Origin of the sequence: Mycobacterium heckeshornense (genome assembly GCF_016592155.1) — a bacterium.
Lineage (GTDB): Bacteria > Actinomycetota > Actinomycetes > Mycobacteriales > Mycobacteriaceae > Mycobacterium > Mycobacterium heckeshornense.
Genome location: NZ_AP024237.1, coordinates 673563 through 690196, shown reverse-complemented (window position 1 = coordinate 690196; position 16634 = coordinate 673563). Strand labels below are relative to the sequence as shown.

Below are 16634 nucleotides of genomic sequence, written 5' to 3'. Positions count from 1 at the left end.
GCGATGCTTCCTCTTCTGATTCGTTGGGTCAGTTTGCCGACGTGTTGCGCGCTGGACTGCTTGATCACGGCACGAATGCGACGTTGGAGACCTTCGCCTCGCCGCCGACCTTTTGCACCGATATTCGCATCCGCCAATGCCGCGGATCCTGTTCAGCCGCACCGAGATTGGTGGTGTTAACTGATACAGCTACCAGCACTTGGGCTTCGTCGCCGGATTGTGACTCCAGCCCTGCCTCGGTGACCGTTCCCACCGACTTCGACTGAACTTTCTTGACCAACTCGACAAAGGGTTTGGACCGCCGGGAGAAGTCATCGTAGAAGGTACCTGTCGCTGAATCCAGAATCCGCTGGATGTCAGCATCGGCGTGCTGCCAATCGATTGTCGTCAGGTTCACCGCGCCCTGCCGACCGACTTGCAGCAGCAGCTCGCGCTCTTGTTGGGCCTTATGCGACTGGTACCCCCGATAGCCGAGGTATCCGGCCAGCACCCCCAAGGCCACTATCATGACCAAACCCAACGTGATCGCCAGCCGCTCAGGCGACCTCCGCTTCCTTTCTGGCCCAGTATCTTTCGAGCCACGCTCAACTTCGGCGTCGTAATCCTCGGCATCGTCGGCCGGGTCCGCCAGCGCTTCGGCATCCGGGTCAACGATTGGCTTAGCGCTCGTCTCGTCCGAAGCGACGCTGTTGAGGGCGTCCGCTGAGCCCTCATCCCCGCAGCTGCTCAGCGTCGGGGATGCCTCTGGTCGCTCACGACTGCTCAGTTCCTTTTGGGCGGAGTCAGCATGCTCTGCCATGTTCGCTCCTTTGTGGCACCATGTGCCAGGTCAGCCTGCGTATACATGCGCCCGTCCGGACCGATGTACATGCCGGTCGCCGGATCGTAATGGACGGCCGCTATCGGTGGTGGTGGCGGACCCGGCGGAGCCGGTGGTCGGACGTACCCCGGCGGCTCCTCCCCCGGCCTGAACTGCGGGACACCCTGCCCCGTGTAGGTGGCGTTCGGATCACCTTTCCAGTTGAAGCCGTCGTTGAGTGGAACGTAGGCTTCGTCGCTTTCGCACAATTTGACGGTGGGAGCGCGCTTGCCCGGGCGGGTCTCGCACGGCGCGTTGCGCGCGCCGCGCACGTTGAGTATTGAGTCTTGCGGTATCCGGCAGTAGAAGTCGCCGTTGGGCGGATCAGGATAGTCCTCGTAGCTGGCGGCCCGCTGCTGCTGAGCCGGCAGGAATCCGGTGGTGCATGGCGGAGGCCAGTTGAGGTTCAGGTTGAAGCTCAAGAATGCGCCGTTGTAGTCCTGTTTGGTGTTGCGGTTGGCCACACCGACAGCCTGGATGTCGGCCGTGCCCTGCGGCAGCTCCACCAAAAGCGATTCGAGGTTGTCGCGGTAGACGACCCCCACCTGCCCCACACTGACCAGGTTGGCCAGCACGATCGGCAATGTGGGGCTCAGCCGGTCGAGTAGCTGCCGCGCCTCGCCGACCGCTGGGCCGCCCTTCTGCAGCAGGCCCGCGACGGCGGCGTCGTTGTCGCGCAGCTGCGACGTGATCGTCGCCAGGTGGGCCGCCCAGGCCTGGATGGCATCCGATGACTGGATCTGGCTGTCCAGCAGCGGCTTCGGCTCATCGATCAAAGTAACGAGCGCGTCCAGGTTCTTGCGGGCGTCGATCGCCAGGTTGGCTGTCCCTTTCACCAGCCGCGATAGTTCCGGCCCGAGGCCGCCGACGGCGACATATCCCTCGTCGACCACCGTTTTGAGGTTGTCGCGCGGAATCGCGGTCAGCCCTCGATTGGTCGCCTCCAGCAGCGAGTTGATGTCCGGCGGCACGTAGGTGCGATCCTGGGCGATGACGTCGCCGTCTTTCAGTGACGGCCCCTTGGCGCTGCGTGGCAGTAACTCGACGTATTGCTCGCCGACCGCCGATACGCTGTGCACTTGGGCGTTGAGATCGGCAGGGATGTGCACGTCGGAGTCGAGCTGAAGCAACGCCTCGACGCCGGTCGGGGTCAGGCGTACGGCCTGCACTCGGCCCACCTCGACGCCTCGGTAGGTGACGTTGCCGCCGGGGTACAGGCCGCCCGCCTGGGGCAGCTTTACGGTGACCGTGTACCGGTCAACCCCGAAGAACACCGTCGGCACCTGCATGAAGTTGAAAAACATGATGACAGAGGCGGTCAAGCTCAGCGCCGCGAAAACCGCCAGCTGGATTCTGACTTGCCTAGTTAGCCTGGTCAGCATCAGGGCCCCTGATCGAAGTGGTAGGGAACAACCAGCGGGTTGCCGGGGTTGTGGGGGCCACCCGCGGTGCACGGGCTGGGCATCTGGCCGATGGTGCGGCCCCATTGCAGTTCCAGCTCGGTCAGATCGCACTCCCACCGGGTGCCGGTGAAAAACGACGCGTCGATCCGGCTCAGCGTCAAGTCGATGATGGCGGTCAAGTTCGCGTAGTCCCCCCGCAGCCATTTGCTCAGCGTGGGTTTGGGGAACGGGAAGGTTCCGTAGAAATCCAATGCGCGGGTCAATGCCGGCCCGGCGTCGGCTAATGACTGCAGCACCGGGCCAAGGTCCTTGAGCTCCTTGACCAGGTTCTCCTTGGTCTTGTTGACCGAATCAGCGGCCAGCGCGCCGAATTTGCCCAGCTCAGCGAGCGCGTCGGCGAGATTGTCCCGCTCATCTTTCAGCACGGTCAACGCCTCCGGGATCGTCTTGATCGCCTTGTCGATCACCGGCTTTTGGTCGGCGAATTGACCAACCAAGTTATTGAGGCTGTCCGTTGCCGCGATGATGTCGTCTTTTTGGTCGTTGAGGTAGCCGACGAACTTATCGAGCTGACCCAGCAGGTTTCTGAGGTCCTGCTCGCGTCCGCTGAAGGCGGTGCTCAACGCCTTGGTGATGTCCTGGACTTGGCCCAGACCGCCGCCGTTGAGCAGCAGGGAGAGCGCGGCCAGGGTCCGTTCGGTGGAGGGGTAGGCGGCGGCCGACGCCAGCGGGATCAGCGATCCGTCCCTGAGCTTGCCCTCGGGCGGGCGCCCGGCGGGCGGCGCCAGTTCGACGTGCACCGAACCGAGCAGGCTGGTCTGACCGAGCGTGGCCGTCGCATTAGCCGGCAAGTCGACACTGCCGTCGATCTTCATCGTGACCAGCGCGTGCCAGCCCTGCAGCTCGATCTTGGTCACATTGCCAACGGTGACGTCGTTGACCCGCACTCGCGAATTCTGTTGCAGGTTCTGTACGTCGGGCATTTGCGCCTGGATGGTGTAGGAGCCAGGACCGCCACCTTTGGTTCCCGGCAGGGTAAACGAGTTCACCCCCCGAAAGCCGCAGCCGGACACCCCTGCCAGCGCCAACGCTGCCGCCAGCACGGCGCCCTTTCGCCACCAGCACGGTGATCGGCTCATTGTCCACCCCCGGTTGGCATCATCATGCCGCGTAGGCCCTCAGCCGGATTGGTCGGCACCGGCTGGGCCACCGCTGTTTCCGCCGGCGCTTCCGCGGCCAGCGGCGAGGTACCGGGCGGCGGTGCCGGCTCAGGGGCCGGCGGTGCTGGGTTGGCCAGCGCGGGCGACGACCCCGGTGGTGGTGGGGGTACATAGTCGGGCCGCAGCCAATCCTCGCTGTAGGTGATTTCGTTGGGGCGCGCCGACGCTCCGACGAAGGGGTTGAGACCCAGCGGCAGGAAGTTGACCTGCCGGTTTTTGATGATCGGTGCAAGGTACTGCACGCACAGTTTCGCTGACTCCTTGGCGCCCCGCCGGGACGCGGCCTGTACCGCCCCGCAGATGAACTGGATCGCGTTGGCAAAGTTGTTGAGCCCGAGCACGCCGGTCAGCGTGCCTTGCGCGGGCTGGTAGATGTTGAGGAAGTTTTGGAAGGCTGTCGGGCCTACATGTAGAAGTTGTTTGACGTCGTCGAGGCTTTCGTTCACCGCCTTGGTCACAGAGGCCAACTTGTCCGAGGTGGTGCCTAGTGTTTCTCGGTTTTCGGCCACGAAGTTTGTGACATCGTCGACAACATCGTTGAGGTTTTTCACCGCGTTTCCGACTTCGTTGGGGTCGTTGGCAAGCACGTTCGTCACCGCGGCCAGGTTTTGGTTCAGGTGCCGCAGCACGTCGCTGCTGTCATGCAGCGCGGATACCAGAATCGAGAGGTTTTTCAACGTGGCGAACAGGTCGCCGCTGTGGTCGCCGAGCGCGGAAATCGCCTGCGACAGCTTGATGATGGTGTCTCGAATGTCTGGGCCCTGACCGCGCACGTTCTCGGCCGCGGTATTGATGAACGCGCCCAACGTGCTGGTTCCGCCCGGTTTGGTGGGCTGCAGTATTTGGGTCAGCCTCTCGAGCTGCTGGCGGAAGTCGTCGTACTCTACCGGAACCGCGGTGCGTTCCTGGGGGATCACCGCACCATCGGCCAGCACCGGGCCGCCCCGGTAGGCGGGTGTCAACTGAATGGATCGTGGCGTCACCAGTGACGGCGACAAGATCACCGCTTTGGCGTCGGCGGGCACCTTGTATTTGTCGTCGTACCAGAAGCTGATCTTGACGCGGTTGGGCTGGGGTTCGATCTTTTCCACCTTGCCCACCGCCACACCGAGGATGACGACTTTGTCGCCTTTGTAGAGGCCGGTGCTATCCGCAAAGTACCCGACGACGTTGATGCGGCCGATTCCGGTGGCAGACCGCACCACCATGATGGTGGCACCGATTAGCACCAGCACCAGGGCGACGGCCACACCGATCTTGGCGTTGCGACGACTCATCGTCCACGACCTTCAGTGGGTTGTGCCGGCCCCGGTGGCGCACCGATTGGTCCCGCACCACCGAGAACAGGCGGTTGGCTAGGCGGTATCTGCCCGGGCGCGGGCTGTTGCACCGGCCCGGACGGTGGCGCAATGGATTGGCCCTGCCCGGCACCCGGCGGTGCGGGCGGTCCGGGCGGCGGCCCGCCCGGTGGCGGCGCCGGGGGCGGCTCCCGGTAGGGGTAGCACCCAGGGCCGGGCAACGGAATGCCGGGAAACCCGCACGGCTGGTCGGCGGGGTTGCCGGTAATCGCGTCCGGGATGGTCATCCGCGGGTTCCCGCCCTGCCCGGTACGGGGGTAGGGGATCGGCAGCGGCGGCGTACCCGGTTGCCCGACCTGCGGGTCGGCGCGCTGCGTGGGCAACAGCACATTGGGATCCAGGCCGAGATCGGAGAAGGCCGCATCGATGAACGGTTGCACGAACTGGCCGGGCAGCAGGTTGGCGACATAAGCCTTGAAAAACGGTCCCGATGACACCGCCTCACCGAGACCTAAGGCGTATCTGTTGAGTCCGACGAGCGCCTTCTGCACGCGATCCTTGCGGTTGTCGACGATGGCCAGCACCCCGTTCAGCTTGTCCAGCGCCGGCTTGAGTGTGGTGCGGTTCTCGGCGATAAAGCCCTTGATCTGCTGGGCCACCGCGGTGAGGTTGGTGGAGATCTGATCCAGCGCACGGCTTTGGCTTCTCAGCTGCACCAGTAACGCGTTGGTGTTGGCGACCAGGTTGACCACTTCGTCACTGCGTTCGGCTAGCACCTTTGTCGCTTTGTTGGCGTTGGCCAACAGGTTTCGCAGTTGAGCGTCGCGCTCATCCAGTGTCTGGGAGAATCGCGCCACCCCCTGAACCGCCGCCTTCAGGTCGGGCGGTGTGTTGGAGAATGTGCTGGCCAGCACGGCCAGCGAGTTGGACAGCTGGTTAGTGTTGAGCCCGCTGATGGTTGTCGTGAGGTCCCCGAGCGCGTCGGGCAGCTGATAGGCCGGTGTGGTTCTGTCCAGGGGTATCGGTCCGGTCAGCCGTCCTGTTCCGCGCGGGGTGACCTCGAGGAGCTTGTTGCCGAGCACAGTCCTCAACTTGATGGCCGCTTCGGTACGGTCACCGAGGCGAACATTGCTGGCAACCTTGAATTTCACCAACACCTGCGGACCGTCCAGGTCGATGCTGGAGACTTCCCCAACTCTGTAACCGGAGACTTGAACGTGATCACCGGGCACCAGGCCGCCCGCCTCGGCGAAGTATGCCGAGTAGGTCGTGCCCCTGTTGAAGAACGGCAGCTTGTCGTAATTCAGCGACAACACCATGAGGGCGAGGGTCACGCCCAGGCCGATGGCGCCGATGACGAACGGGTTGCGCTCGGAGAAGCCTCTTTTCATCGTGGCGTGCACCTCCCGCCATGCTGGCCGGCCAGCTTGATGTACACCGGCTGGCCGCCCTTGCCGTTCACCTTCAGCACGATGTCGCACAGATAGAAGCTGAAGAAGTCGCCGTACATGCCTTGCCTGTTGAGGATTCGGAGTGAGTCAGGCCAGGTGTTCAGAAAGTTGTCGAGGAAGTCGTGGTCGGCGAGCGCGTTCCCCGCGGTCCGATCCGCCTCGTGCACCACCTTTTGCAGCGGTGGTCGGGCCTTGGCTAGCAGTTCGGCGATAGAGCCGGCGGCTGCGTTCGCGTAGGCCACTCCGTTGGTGATGTCCTGCTTGCGGGCTTTCAGCCCTGCTATGAGTTGAGATAGTGAGTCCACAGCCTTGGCGAACTGGTCACTTTGGCCGCTGAGCGAACCGAGTACGGTGTTCAGGTTGATGATGACTTGACCGATCAGCTGGTCCCGGTCGGCCAAAGTGTTGGTCAAGGCGGCGGCCTGGGTGAGAAAGGAACCGATCGTGCCGCCCTGGCCCTGGAAGGCCGCGATCAGCTGACTGGTGAGCTTATTCACCTGGTCGGGGTCGAGTGCACGAAACAGTGGTCGGAAACCCCCGATCAATGCGTCGAGGTCCAACGCCGGTTCGGTGCGGCTCAGCGGAATGGTTGCACCTGGTCGGAGTCTCTTGACGCCCCCCGCTCCTTCTTCCAATGCCAGGTACCTACCACCAATGAGGTCGGCGAAGCGGATGGCGGCCCTCGTACCCTCGGTGAGCACGACCGAGTCGGCTGTGGTGAACTCGACGAGCACCGTGGAATCCGGTTGAATGGCAATTTTTTTGACTTTGCCGACCTCGACACCAGCGATGCGGACGAAGTTGCCACCTTCGAGCCCGGATACGTTGGCGAACTGGGCCTTATAGGTCTTTTCAGCCTGGAAACGTAACTGAGCGAAGACCGCGATCAGCGCAAATGTGCCAATGAGGCTCACTGCTGCGTAGATGGCGAGGCGCCACAGCGCGCCTACCAAGTTCTCTCGCATGTCTTGTCTTCCTATGACGTGGGTGTCGCTGGTGCTCGTCAGGGTGCCGGGGCGTACGGTGGCGGGGGCCGCGGGTCGCACAACTGGGTGACAACTCCGCACGTTGCCTGCGGCCCGGCTGGCACCGCCGGCACGAACGGCTCCGAGCCGGCTGGCGGCGGGCCGGGTTCGCGCGGCCTGCCCGGCGGAGGTGCCGGCGGCAAGCCGGGATACAGTGGCGTTCCGTCCGGCCCGTACAGCTGCGCGCCGTAGGGCGGTGCACCCGGATACGGGATTGGGCCGGGCGCTGGGGGCCCGAGATGGCGAATGCTGGGGGGTTGTGGTATGCCGCGGGTGACAGGGGCGTAGTCGACGTAGCCCGGGAACCCGATACCAGGGTTGGGCCGCACGTCCATCCCGGTGCCCCACCCGGTGTTGGTGACCAGGTAGCGCTGTGGGAAGTTCTTGGAGACATCGGGCAACGATCCGCAGCCCGGCTGTCCGCCTGGGCCACCCTTGGCCCCGTTGATCGGCAGATTGTCGGGAAACCGGTACGTATCGTCACCGAAGAGCAATGCGACGTCGAGGATCACCGAATACCCGTTGGCACCGCCGGTGACGTCCAAGAAGCCGAAATCCAGCACGTTCTTGCCGCCGACGAGCGTGCAGGTGAGTTCGGGGTTGTATTTCATCAGCAGCCGAGTGGTGGACTCGAGCAGGTTGATGCCGTGCACCAGATTGTCCTTATTCGGACCGAGCAGGTTGGTCCCGCTGCGGGAGAGTCCGGTGACGTTGAGCAGTACTGAATCAAGTTGTTTGGCGTTGTCGGTAATCGTGGCGCTCGTTGTGCTGGCCGCGTCGAGCACCGTCACGATGTCATGGGCGGCCGCACTATAGGTGTCGCTGAATGCCTTCAGCGCGCGGTAGTCGGCGCGGATGGTCTCGCTGCGGGGGTTGATCGCCATTAACACCTGGTTGAGATCGGTGGTGGCCTCGCCGAGGGCCTCCCCCTTGCCGCGAAAACCTTCCCCTAGAGCAGTGAGCACCGCATTCAGTTTGGGAGTGTCGACCTGGTTGAGCACACCAACGAGGTTCTGGAACACCGTGTTGACCTCGGTGGTCACGTTGCGTGCTCGCACCACCGCGCCCGCCGCCAGCTGTTTCGGGCTGGGGTTGTCTGGAACCAGCAGGTCGACGTATTTCCCGCCGAATGCGGTGGTGGCGGTGATTTTGGCGGTGACGTTGGCTGGGATGTATTTGAGCTGCTCCGGGTAGAGTTCCAGCTTAAGCTTGACCGGGTCGCCCGGCTGAATCGAGGCAACCCTGCCGACTTGAACGCCACGCAACTTCACCTTCGCGCCGGGCTCCATAATGAGACCCGAACGATCAGAAGTGAGCATAACCCCTGCATAGGGCCTGAGGTCTCGGTTGAACATCGCTGTCGTCAGCACGACCAGCCCAATGATGAAGCCGAAAAGGATCAGAGTCCACAGCGCCGGGGGAAGTCCAGCCTCGCGTCGTTTCCAATCCATCAGTCGCTACCCAGACAGGTTGAAATTGCCGGACACTCCGTAGGCAGCCATGGCGACCGCCAACTGGACCGCAACCGCCACAACCAATGAGGCGCGCACCGAACGACCAACTGCTTCACCAACACCGGCCGGTCCGCCAGTGGCGTTGAAACCGTAGAACGTGTGAATCAGCATGACCGTTACTGCCGTCGCCATAACCTGCAGCAACGACCAAATCAGATCGGTTGGCTGCAAGTAAGTATGGAAGTAGTGGTCGTAGACCCCGGGCGCCTGCCCGAAAACAAAGACGACAAGTGTGCGAGTCGCCAGATACCCCGCTAGCGAAGCCATGGCCCACAGCGGAACCGTGACCAGCACACCGGCCACTATCCGCGTGGATACCAAGTAGCCAATCGTTCGGATTCCCATCACTTCAAGCGCATCTATCTCCTCGTTGATCCGCATGGCACCGAGCTGTGCGGTGGCTCCGGCACCGATGGTGGCAGCCAGGCCGATGGCAGCGGTCAGCGGTGCGGCGAAACGCGTGTTGATGTAGGCCGAAGCGAAACCGCTTAGCGCCTCCACGCCGATATCCGACAGGGATCGGTATAACTGGATGCCGACAAAGGATCCGGTTGACATGACCAATGTGGTTACGACCACTACGGTGCCGCCGATGATCGCCAACGCACCGATGCCCAGACTCATATTCGCGATCAGGCGCAGCGTCTCAACTTTGTAGCGCACGACAGCATCCCACGTCTGTGTCAGCGCCTTGGCATAGAACGCAGTCTGGCTTCCAAGCCGGTTCCACTCGTCGATAAAGCTTCGCAAGGTGTTCGTCAGCCGGGGTAACCGCTGCGGAGCAGGGGCAGCACTCATCGCATGGAGTCGAACGGAGACCGTGCTCACCTCGTCACCTTCGTGCCAACCGCGACCAGTACTATGTTGATCACGAATAGCGCCACGAACGTGTACACAACCGTTTCATTGACTGCGTTGCCGACGCCTTGCGGTCCGCCGCCTACGGTCACACCCTTGTAACAAGCGATGGTGCCGGCGATCAGACCGAACAAAGCCGCCTTAGCAAGCGCGATGACGACATCGGGCAGCCCAACCAGTAGCGTCAAGCCCGCCGCCCACGCACCTGGAGTGACGTGTTGGAAGTAGACGGAGAAAGCGAAACTGCCAACCAGGCCGACGATGGTGTTGATCGAGTTCAGCAACAAACCGTTCAAGCTTAGCGCCAACACCCTGGGCACCAGCAGTCTTTGGGTGGGGCTGATTCCCATTACCCGCATCGCGTCGAGTTCTTCGCGGATGGTACGTGCGCCGAGGTCGGCGCAGATCGCGGTGGCCCCGGTTCCAGCTACGACCAGCACCGTCGTGATGGGACCGATGTAGACAACGCCCGCCAGTGCAGCGCCGGCACCCGATGCGTCGGCGGCACCAATGTCGACCAGCAGCACGTTGATGATGAAGACGGACAGCGCGTTGAACGGAATCGATAAAAAAATGGTCGGGACGACCGACACCCGAGCCACAAACCAGCTCTGGTGGATGAACTCCCGCCAGGCGAACGGCGGACGCGCCATCTGCACCAGGATGTCGAGCAGCAGCGCAAAGTAACTGCCGACTTCGCGCAGCGGTTTGGCGTATGCCCCGGCGCCGACCACCGTGGACGTAGCGTCAGGTTGCATGAGCCCCGCATGTCCTCACAGACTGGTGTTTCATCGTCGAACCGCCAGTCATAGGGCGGCGCTCGCATCGCAGACCTGGCGCAGCTCCGCCAGCCCGCGCAAAAAGCCCGCCCAGGGCGCGGCTAGGCAGGCCGTTACCGGGAACGGCGCTGCCCAGCTTGATCAACGGAAGCCTCCCCCGCTGTGCTTCATTGAGAATCCTCCACCAGATCGACAATCCCCTCGATTAACCCACTTTCCTGCGCCCGGTGAGACTTGTGACCGGAGCGTCCGCGGCTGTCGGTGAACCGTACACCACAGAATTCGCGCAGAGCAACAGTTTCGATGAGAAATTTGACTTAGTGGCGTGTCGACCTAGCGGCACATGTGCGGTTTGCTGGGAGCAGTCCGAGAACGCGATTCTGATCAGAGGATGCATCGCCGTCTGCCATGGCAGCCTGCGCCTATGGCACACTACGACACGTGTCTCGTCGCCGTTCTGCAGTCTCTCTTCCCAGGTACCATGCGGTACCGACCCAGCAGCGGACAGAGCTGACACGCCGTGCGATAACGGCGGCAGCGGTTCACGCCTTCCGAGTACGCGGCTATGCGGCAACAACCATGTCGACGGTTGCTGCCATTGCCAAGGTCTCGCCCCGGACGCTTTATCGGTATTTCGGCAGCAAAAGTGAACTATTCGCAGCAACAATTGCGGAGGCAACCGCCGAATTTCTCGAGCAGTTATCCGTGCAAATTCATTTCGCGCCATTACGGGAAGCGATTCTTGTCGCCTTCGAACACGCCGAGATCGAATTACATGAGGAAAGTCGTGAAATGATGCGAGTTGCCTCCACCGACGAAAAGGTGTGGCAGTATTTTCTTGGGGCGACGAGTCGGATGCAGCCAACGCTGGCCGCAACTCTGCATGCTGCGGCAACGATCAGGGGACCGTCAGCGCTCCCGGCTGATGAACCGTTGCGCTGGGATGTCCGAGCCAGCGCTCTGCTGGGCGCGATCAGCACCGCATATCGGAGCTGGGCCGCGACCCCGGGGTCCGAGCTGTCTGAGCTGGTGGCGACGGCCATCGACGTCGTGCTACCCATCCTGACGCCACCATCACAGCACCCTAGCCCCGGCTGGCGGACCCTCTCCGGGTAAGCACGATTCCGACATAAAATTTAACTGATTCTGCCAAGCTCATTTCGCTAAACTTGCGGCCATGGCATGCCAGCGGTAACGAGGTAGCTACCTACCAGCGATTAACCAATCACAAACTCGCCTGCGTACAGACACGGACGACTTGGGCACCTTGGGTCGGCTTACATCAAAATATCTATCCATTTATCGGATTAGTCACTTGTGTTGCGGCGCGTTTGGTTCGAGCTAACGAGGCTCGATCGGCCGAAACAACAGAAGATCTAATCCGGAAAGGGCCTTCGAGCGGCAACATCTTTAGCTCTTCTGTGCAGAACGCAGTGTGAGAAGCAACCAGCAGCCCCGACTTCGCCCAGACACTCACGTGCGGGTCCGGCTCCCGTCCGGTGCCGCCATCGCACCGTGCAGCGCAGCGCGGGCGGCGTTGCTCTCCGCCGCCCGCGGATACATCCTGGAAGGTCAATTTCGACGACCCAGATGCCGTGTGCGATGACAGAAGGCCGCCCAAGGGCACTCGCTTGGTCCGGCGCCGCGCCAAGCGTCAGTTGCGGTCAACCGGATCGGTGCCACGGGTTTCATGCAGGTCCGGCAGCACTTCGGCGGCGAACAACTCGATGCTGCGCCGCCACGCGTCGGCATCGCGCGGGGCAGCGAAGATCACCGTCTCGGCGCCGGCGTCGCGATATTCGGCGAGCCGCCTACAGACCTGCTGCGGGGTGCCGGTGAGCAGGTAGCGGTCGGCCAGGGGTTCGAAGTCCTGGTTGTAGGTCCGATTGACCGCGGCGACGGCGTCGCGGCGCGCCGCTGCCGGATCGCGATCAAGGGCCCCCCAACAAAAGATGGCGCCGCGGACCTCAGCGGCGCCTCGGCCAGCTTGCACCGCGTGGCCGCGCACCGACTGCAAGCTGTCCGCCAGTCGCTCCGGTGTGTACATGTAGGGCATCCAGACGTCGGCGAACCGCCCGGCGCGCCGAAAAGCGGCAGGGCGGCGGCCCCCGACCCAAACCGGCGGCGCCGGCGTTTGCAGCGCAGGAGGATTCAGCGACAACCCCTCGACGCGCGTCCAGCGGCCTGCAAAGTCCACCGGCCCACCACGTAGCAGCCGCAGAATGAGCGCCAGTGCCTCGTCGGTGCGAGCGCCGCGCTCGCCGACCGGTACACCCGCAGCGGCGAACTCCGGCGGGTATTCGCCGCCCACGCCGACACCGAAATCGAACCGTCCGTTGGATACCTGATCCAAGGTGGCGACGAGCTTCGCGGCTAGCACGGCCGGGTAGACCGGCAGGATCGTCAACGCGCTCAGCAACCGGACCCGCTCAGTGGCGCCGGCCGCAGCTGCCAGCACGACAAAAGCGTTGGGGGTGCGCCCGTGAAAGAAGAGATGCTCACCGGAGGCCACAAGGTCGAACCCGAGATTCTCGGCCCAGCGCGCCGCCTCCGCAACTTGCCGCTGGTCACGGGGCAATACAATACCGGCGCGCACCGGGCCTCCTTCTCACGAAAATACCGCTGAATTATAGTACTGATTATGGTGATTATTGCGGTGTGGCGCCCGACGCTGGGTGACCGTTGAGCGCTCCCGGACGGCCCGCTGGCTGCCACCGCACCTGGTCTGGCCGGGTGCTCGACGGGCTGTTGTGTGATCCAGACGCGGCGGCGATTGTCACTGTCGCTGGCGACTTCACGGCAACATGGACGCGCTCTGAGCTGTTGCGCATGGCAGCAGGAGCCATCGAGGTACTTGATGCCAACGACGTGGCCCCGGGTGAGTGTGTCCCGGCGCTGCTGACAACTCAGCCGGCGTCCGTGGCCTTGCTACTCGCCGGGGCGTGGTCTCATCGTCCACTGGCACCGCTGGGGCCGCGCCTGACCGAACATGAACTACGGGACTGCATTGACCGCCTGGACAGCACAGTTCTAGTAGCGGAACCGGAGTCGGCCGAGCTGGCGGCTCAGCTGGCCGACGAAACCGGCCGTCGTTTGGTGATTACCGATGCGCTGGCACCCGGCGGGCCCATCGGGCCCGCCGACTTCGCAGCCGAACACGGCGACGTTGCTTTCGTGATGCACACATCAGGCACCACCGGTGCGCCCAAACAGGTTCCCGCACGTGAAGGGCCGCTGGCCCGGCGCGCCGAGGTGAACGGCACGCTTCTTGGGCTGCGCCCAGGTGCGCGGCTGGTGATAGGCGCTCTGTTCCATCATGTCGCCGGGCTAGGCAACATTGCGGTGGCGCTGGCCAACCACTGCGCGATTGTGATGTTCCCGTCGTTCAGCGTGCCCGCGTGGCAAAGCCTAAAACCCTTCGAGCCGACCCACGTGATCACCGTACCGTCAGTGATCGAAATCCTTATGGCCGCCAACGCTTTAATGCTGCCGAGCATCCGGCTGATCGCCTATGGCGGGGCGCCGATACATCCGGACACCGCCCGGCGGGTTCACAACAGCATGCCTCACGTCGACTTGGTCCAGTTGTTCGGGCAAACCGAAGGCAGCCCGTTGACGGTGCTGAGCCCTGAAGATCACCGGGCTGCGGCGCGCGGCAACGGCGAACTGCTGAGATCGGTCGGCCGAGCCGCACCGGGGGTGGAATTGCGCATCGTCGATCCCGGCCCTGACGGGGTTGGCGAGGTGTGGGCGCGCTGCGATCACTCTTTGCTTACCGATGCCGATGGCTGGCAGCACACCGGGGATCTTGGCCGACTGGCCGACGGCTATCTGTATCTCGTTGGGCGCAGCGACGACAAAATTATTCGCGGGGGGGAGAACGTGTTCCCGGTCGAAGTCGAGCGGGTACTGGAAAACCATCCGCAGGTCGCCGAAGCCGCGGTGGTCGGTGTAGCCGACCAGCGACTGGGCGAGACTATCCGCGCTTACATCGTCGCGGCCAACCCGGCATCGCGGCCCGATGTCGATGAACTACGCACCTACTGCCGCCAGCAGCTGGCGGGGTTCAAGGTTCCGGCGCAGTGGCGCTTCGCCGAGGCGTTGCCGCGTAATGCGGCGGGCAAGCTCATGCGCCGGCAACTCGTTTCCCCGCAAGAGCAGAGGTGAATCCGGCGATGCCGTCTACGTTAAGTGGTGTGCGTGTCGTTGATCTGAGCCGGATCCTGGCCGGCCCCCTGGCCTCCCAGTTGCTGGGCGATCTCGGAGCCGATGTCGTTCAAGATTGAACGGCCCGGAACCGGTGACCACGCCCGCAGTTATGGTCCGCCTTTTCTGCGCACAGCCGACGGCGAAGAAAGCGCAGAGGCCGGCTTCTACCTCAGCTGCAACCGCAATAAGAGGTCGGTCACCGTCGATCACTCCAAGCCCGAAGGCGCCGATATCATTCGACGACTTGCTTGCACCGCTGACGTTTTCTCGAGAACTACCGGCCTGGGGTTTTGCGCAAGTATGGTCTCGATGAACAATCACTGCGACAACTCAACCCCCGGTTGGTATATTGCTCGGTCACCGGATTCGGCCAGGACGGCCCGTTGGCGTCACGGCCCGGCTACGACGGCATCTTCCAGGCGATGTCGGGGATGATGAGCGTATCCGGTATTCCCGACGGCGAACCCGGGGCAGGCCCGATGACAGTCGGCGTCTCGATGGTGGACATCCTCACCAGCCTCTATACGACCAGCGCGATCCCGGCGGCATTGCACCACCGCGACACCCAAAGCGGCCAAGGCCAATACATTGACATCGCCCTGCTTGACTGCGGCTCGCGGCCCTGTCTCACTACGTGCAGAACTTCCTGATCTCCGGTGTCTGCCAGCCACGCCGCGGCAACGGCGGGTTTGGCCGTGTACCGTCACAGGCGTTCGCGTGTTCGGACGGCGACATTTTCGTCGTGGCAGCCACCCAAAAGCAGTGGACCTCGCTGGTCAAAATACTGAGCAGGCCTGAACTGGCGGACGATCCAGACTTCGCGACGGTGTCGGCGCGCATCGCGAACCGCGACCGCTTGCTGGAGATTTTACGGGCGATCTTTCTGAGTAAGCCGGCCGCCCATTGGGTGGCCGAGCTCGAATCGGCTGATGTCCCAGCCAGTTAGGTCAACGACATGCATGGCGTGTTCGCCAATCCCCAAGTCGTGCACCGCGGTATACGCACAACCGTCGAGCACCCGCTGTCGGGAAGCCCGGATTTGGTGCGCAATCCGATCGCGCTGTCAGCGACACCGATCGAGCGGTATTGCGCTCCCCCGCTGCTTGGAGAACACACTGCCGAGGTGCTGCGGGAGTGGCTCGGGCTTACCGGGGACGAGGTTACCGAGCTCGCGGCACGCGGAGTGATCTAGGACGGCAACGCTTCAACCGGGGCCGCCGGATGCCAGCACATCAACGATGGTCTCCTTGGAGTCGCCGACCATGTATTGCTCCACTCCATCGAGGTGGCGACGCCAGTGGCTTTGTGCGGCCTCCAAATCTCCTGCTTCGAGCAGTCTGATCAGCTTCGCGTGCGCGCGGTGCGCGGTGCGGTTCGCCGGCAGCTCATATCCCTCCGGATGTGCCGCGATGAATGCTCGATTGTGGGCACCGATGATGTGAAACAGCATGTCTGCCAACACCTTCAGCGTTGTGCTACCAGCCAGATCGACGACCGCCCGGTGAAACGCGACGTCGTGCTCGGCGTAGGCCGGTGAGTTCTCGATCAGTTCCGCGCCTTCGGCCAGTAAGAGGTTTAGCTCCTTGAGATTGGCATTGAGCCGGCGCCCCGCCGACATCCGCACCGCCGACTCTTCAATGCTGGCGCGGGCCCGGTAGACGTCCACCAATGGCGTGCCGAGAGATTGCAGCAGCACCCCGGTGTACTGGCCCGCCACGGCGGGATCGGGCTTGAGCACCCGTGCACCACCACGGGCGCCCCGCAGCACGCGAATCAGCTGCTCGGACTCAAGAATCCGGAACGCCTCGCGTAGCGTGGGTCGTGACACGCCGAACTGCGCCATCAACGCGGCTTCGCTGGGCAGCGGCTCACCGACCTCAAGCTCGCCGGTGATAATTTTGCGTCGGAGTTCAGCGGCCACCAATTCGCCTGCCTTGGGAACTCTCACCGCAGAAGCGTCTAGTGGCACCGGCACCGCATCCCTTCAGCCACCCGGCTGCCGCGACGGACAGCCACCT

General features: G+C 63.3%; 14 protein-coding genes and 2 pseudogenes. 5 read left to right on the top strand and 11 right to left on the bottom strand.

Going from position 1 to position 16634, the window contains the following annotated elements:
- Nucleotides 1–64: 64 nt before the first annotated feature.
- The 9 genes from MHEC_RS03275 to MHEC_RS03235 are packed head-to-tail and all read right to left on the bottom strand — an operon-like array spanning nucleotide 65 to nucleotide 10386.
- Nucleotides 65–799, bottom strand: a complete 735-nt coding sequence (locus MHEC_RS03275; protein ID WP_048889764.1) for a hypothetical protein — start codon at nucleotides 797–799, stop codon at nucleotides 65–67.
- Nucleotides 763–2241, bottom strand: a complete 1479-nt coding sequence (locus tag MHEC_RS03270) for an MCE family protein (protein ID WP_048889763.1) — start codon at nucleotides 2239–2241, stop codon at nucleotides 763–765. The genes MHEC_RS03275 and MHEC_RS03270 overlap by 37 nt, the downstream gene beginning before the upstream one ends.
- Complete coding sequence (locus MHEC_RS03265; protein WP_048889762.1) at nucleotides 2241–3401, bottom strand: virulence factor Mce family protein; 1161 nt, start codon at nucleotides 3399–3401, stop codon at nucleotides 2241–2243. The genes MHEC_RS03270 and MHEC_RS03265 overlap by 1 nt, the downstream gene beginning before the upstream one ends.
- A complete protein-coding gene (locus MHEC_RS03260) occupies nucleotides 3398–4759 on the bottom strand; it encodes a virulence factor Mce family protein (protein WP_048889761.1) in 1362 nt (453 codons plus the stop codon). Before MHEC_RS03260 ends, MHEC_RS03265 begins: the two co-directional genes overlap by 4 nt.
- The gene (locus MHEC_RS03255; RefSeq protein WP_048889904.1) at nucleotides 4756–6171 is read right to left on the bottom strand and encodes an MCE family protein; all 1416 of its coding nucleotides are present in this window, start codon (nucleotides 6169–6171) and stop codon (nucleotides 4756–4758) included. The genes MHEC_RS03260 and MHEC_RS03255 overlap by 4 nt, the downstream gene beginning before the upstream one ends.
- Complete coding sequence (locus tag MHEC_RS03250) at nucleotides 6168–7196, bottom strand: MCE family protein (RefSeq protein ID WP_048889903.1); 1029 nt, start codon at nucleotides 7194–7196, stop codon at nucleotides 6168–6170. Before MHEC_RS03250 ends, MHEC_RS03255 begins: the two co-directional genes overlap by 4 nt.
- Before the next feature lie 38 nt (nucleotides 7197–7234).
- Nucleotides 7235–8707: an MCE family protein gene (locus tag MHEC_RS03245; protein ID WP_048889760.1), complete on the bottom strand. Its 1473-nt coding sequence runs from the start codon at nucleotides 8705–8707 to the stop codon at nucleotides 7235–7237.
- 6 nt (nucleotides 8708–8713) lie between these two features.
- Nucleotides 8714–9568, bottom strand: a complete 855-nt coding sequence (locus tag MHEC_RS03240) for an ABC transporter permease (RefSeq protein WP_048889759.1) — start codon at nucleotides 9566–9568, stop codon at nucleotides 8714–8716.
- A gap of 26 nt (nucleotides 9569–9594) precedes the next feature.
- Complete coding sequence (locus tag MHEC_RS03235) at nucleotides 9595–10386, bottom strand: MlaE family ABC transporter permease (protein WP_082169501.1); 792 nt, start codon at nucleotides 10384–10386, stop codon at nucleotides 9595–9597.
- A 429-nt stretch (nucleotides 10387–10815) separates the two neighbouring features.
- Here MHEC_RS03235 and MHEC_RS03230 point away from each other — a divergent pair, with 429 nt between their 5' ends.
- Nucleotides 10816–11523 (top strand): TetR/AcrR family transcriptional regulator, encoded by a 708-nt coding sequence (locus tag MHEC_RS03230; protein ID WP_082169500.1) that lies wholly within the window; start codon nucleotides 10816–10818, stop codon nucleotides 11521–11523.
- A 538-nt stretch (nucleotides 11524–12061) separates the two neighbouring features.
- Here the strand turns inward: MHEC_RS03230 and MHEC_RS03225 are convergent.
- Nucleotides 12062–13003 (bottom strand): LLM class flavin-dependent oxidoreductase, encoded by a 942-nt coding sequence (locus MHEC_RS03225; protein WP_048889757.1) that lies wholly within the window; start codon nucleotides 13001–13003, stop codon nucleotides 12062–12064.
- Nucleotides 13004–13140: 137 nt separating this feature from the next.
- Between MHEC_RS03225 and MHEC_RS03220 the strand changes: the two genes are divergently transcribed.
- From MHEC_RS03220 to MHEC_RS24650, 4 genes and pseudogenes are all read left to right on the top strand, one after another.
- Nucleotides 13141–14574 (top strand): class I adenylate-forming enzyme family protein, encoded by a 1434-nt coding sequence (locus tag MHEC_RS03220; RefSeq protein ID WP_053093961.1) that lies wholly within the window; start codon nucleotides 13141–13143, stop codon nucleotides 14572–14574.
- An 8-nt stretch (nucleotides 14575–14582) separates the two neighbouring features.
- Nucleotides 14583–14693 (top strand): CoA transferase, encoded by a 111-nt coding sequence (locus tag MHEC_RS24665; protein ID WP_269097034.1) that lies wholly within the window; start codon nucleotides 14583–14585, stop codon nucleotides 14691–14693.
- Nucleotides 14677–15266, top strand: a pseudogene (locus MHEC_RS24940) (CaiB/BaiF CoA transferase family protein). The gene MHEC_RS24665 and the pseudogene MHEC_RS24940 overlap by 17 nt, the downstream one beginning before the upstream one ends.
- A pseudogene (locus MHEC_RS24650) lies at nucleotides 15251–15808 on the top strand (CoA transferase). The pseudogenes MHEC_RS24940 and MHEC_RS24650 overlap by 16 nt, the downstream one beginning before the upstream one ends.
- A 12-nt stretch (nucleotides 15809–15820) precedes the next feature.
- Here MHEC_RS24650 and MHEC_RS03195 read toward each other — a convergent pair.
- Complete coding sequence (locus MHEC_RS03195; protein ID WP_048889756.1) at nucleotides 15821–16564, bottom strand: FadR/GntR family transcriptional regulator; 744 nt, start codon at nucleotides 16562–16564, stop codon at nucleotides 15821–15823.
- Nucleotides 16565–16634 lie beyond the last annotated feature (70 nt).

Excerpts from the sequence above, each read along its gene's own strand:
- MHEC_RS03275 (WP_048889764.1), bottom strand. The coding sequence starts at position 799 with ATGGCAGAGCATGCTGACTCCGCCCAAAAGGAACTGAGCAGTCGTGAG.
- MHEC_RS03270 (WP_048889763.1), bottom strand. The coding sequence starts at position 2,241 with ATGCTGACCAGGCTAACTAGGCAAGTCAGAATCCAGCTGGCGGTTTTC.
- MHEC_RS03265 (WP_048889762.1), bottom strand. The coding sequence starts at position 3,401 with ATGAGCCGATCACCGTGCTGGTGGCGAAAGGGCGCCGTGCTGGCGGCA.
- MHEC_RS03260 (WP_048889761.1), bottom strand. The coding sequence starts at position 4,759 with ATGAGTCGTCGCAACGCCAAGATCGGTGTGGCCGTCGCCCTGGTGCTG.
- MHEC_RS03255 (WP_048889904.1), bottom strand. The coding sequence starts at position 6,171 with ATGAAAAGAGGCTTCTCCGAGCGCAACCCGTTCGTCATCGGCGCCATC.
- MHEC_RS03250 (WP_048889903.1), bottom strand. The coding sequence starts at position 7,196 with ATGCGAGAGAACTTGGTAGGCGCGCTGTGGCGCCTCGCCATCTACGCA.
- MHEC_RS03245 (WP_048889760.1), bottom strand. The coding sequence starts at position 8,707 with ATGGATTGGAAACGACGCGAGGCTGGACTTCCCCCGGCGCTGTGGACT.
- MHEC_RS03240 (WP_048889759.1), bottom strand. The coding sequence starts at position 9,568 with ATGAGTGCTGCCCCTGCTCCGCAGCGGTTACCCCGGCTGACGAACACC.
- MHEC_RS03235 (WP_082169501.1), bottom strand. The coding sequence starts at position 10,386 with ATGCAACCTGACGCTACGTCCACGGTGGTCGGCGCCGGGGCATACGCC.
- MHEC_RS03230 (WP_082169500.1), top strand. The coding sequence starts at position 10,816 with ATGGCAGCCTGCGCCTATGGCACACTACGACACGTGTCTCGTCGCCGT.
- MHEC_RS24665 (WP_269097034.1), top strand. The coding sequence starts at position 14,583 with ATGCCGTCTACGTTAAGTGGTGTGCGTGTCGTTGATCTGAGCCGGATC.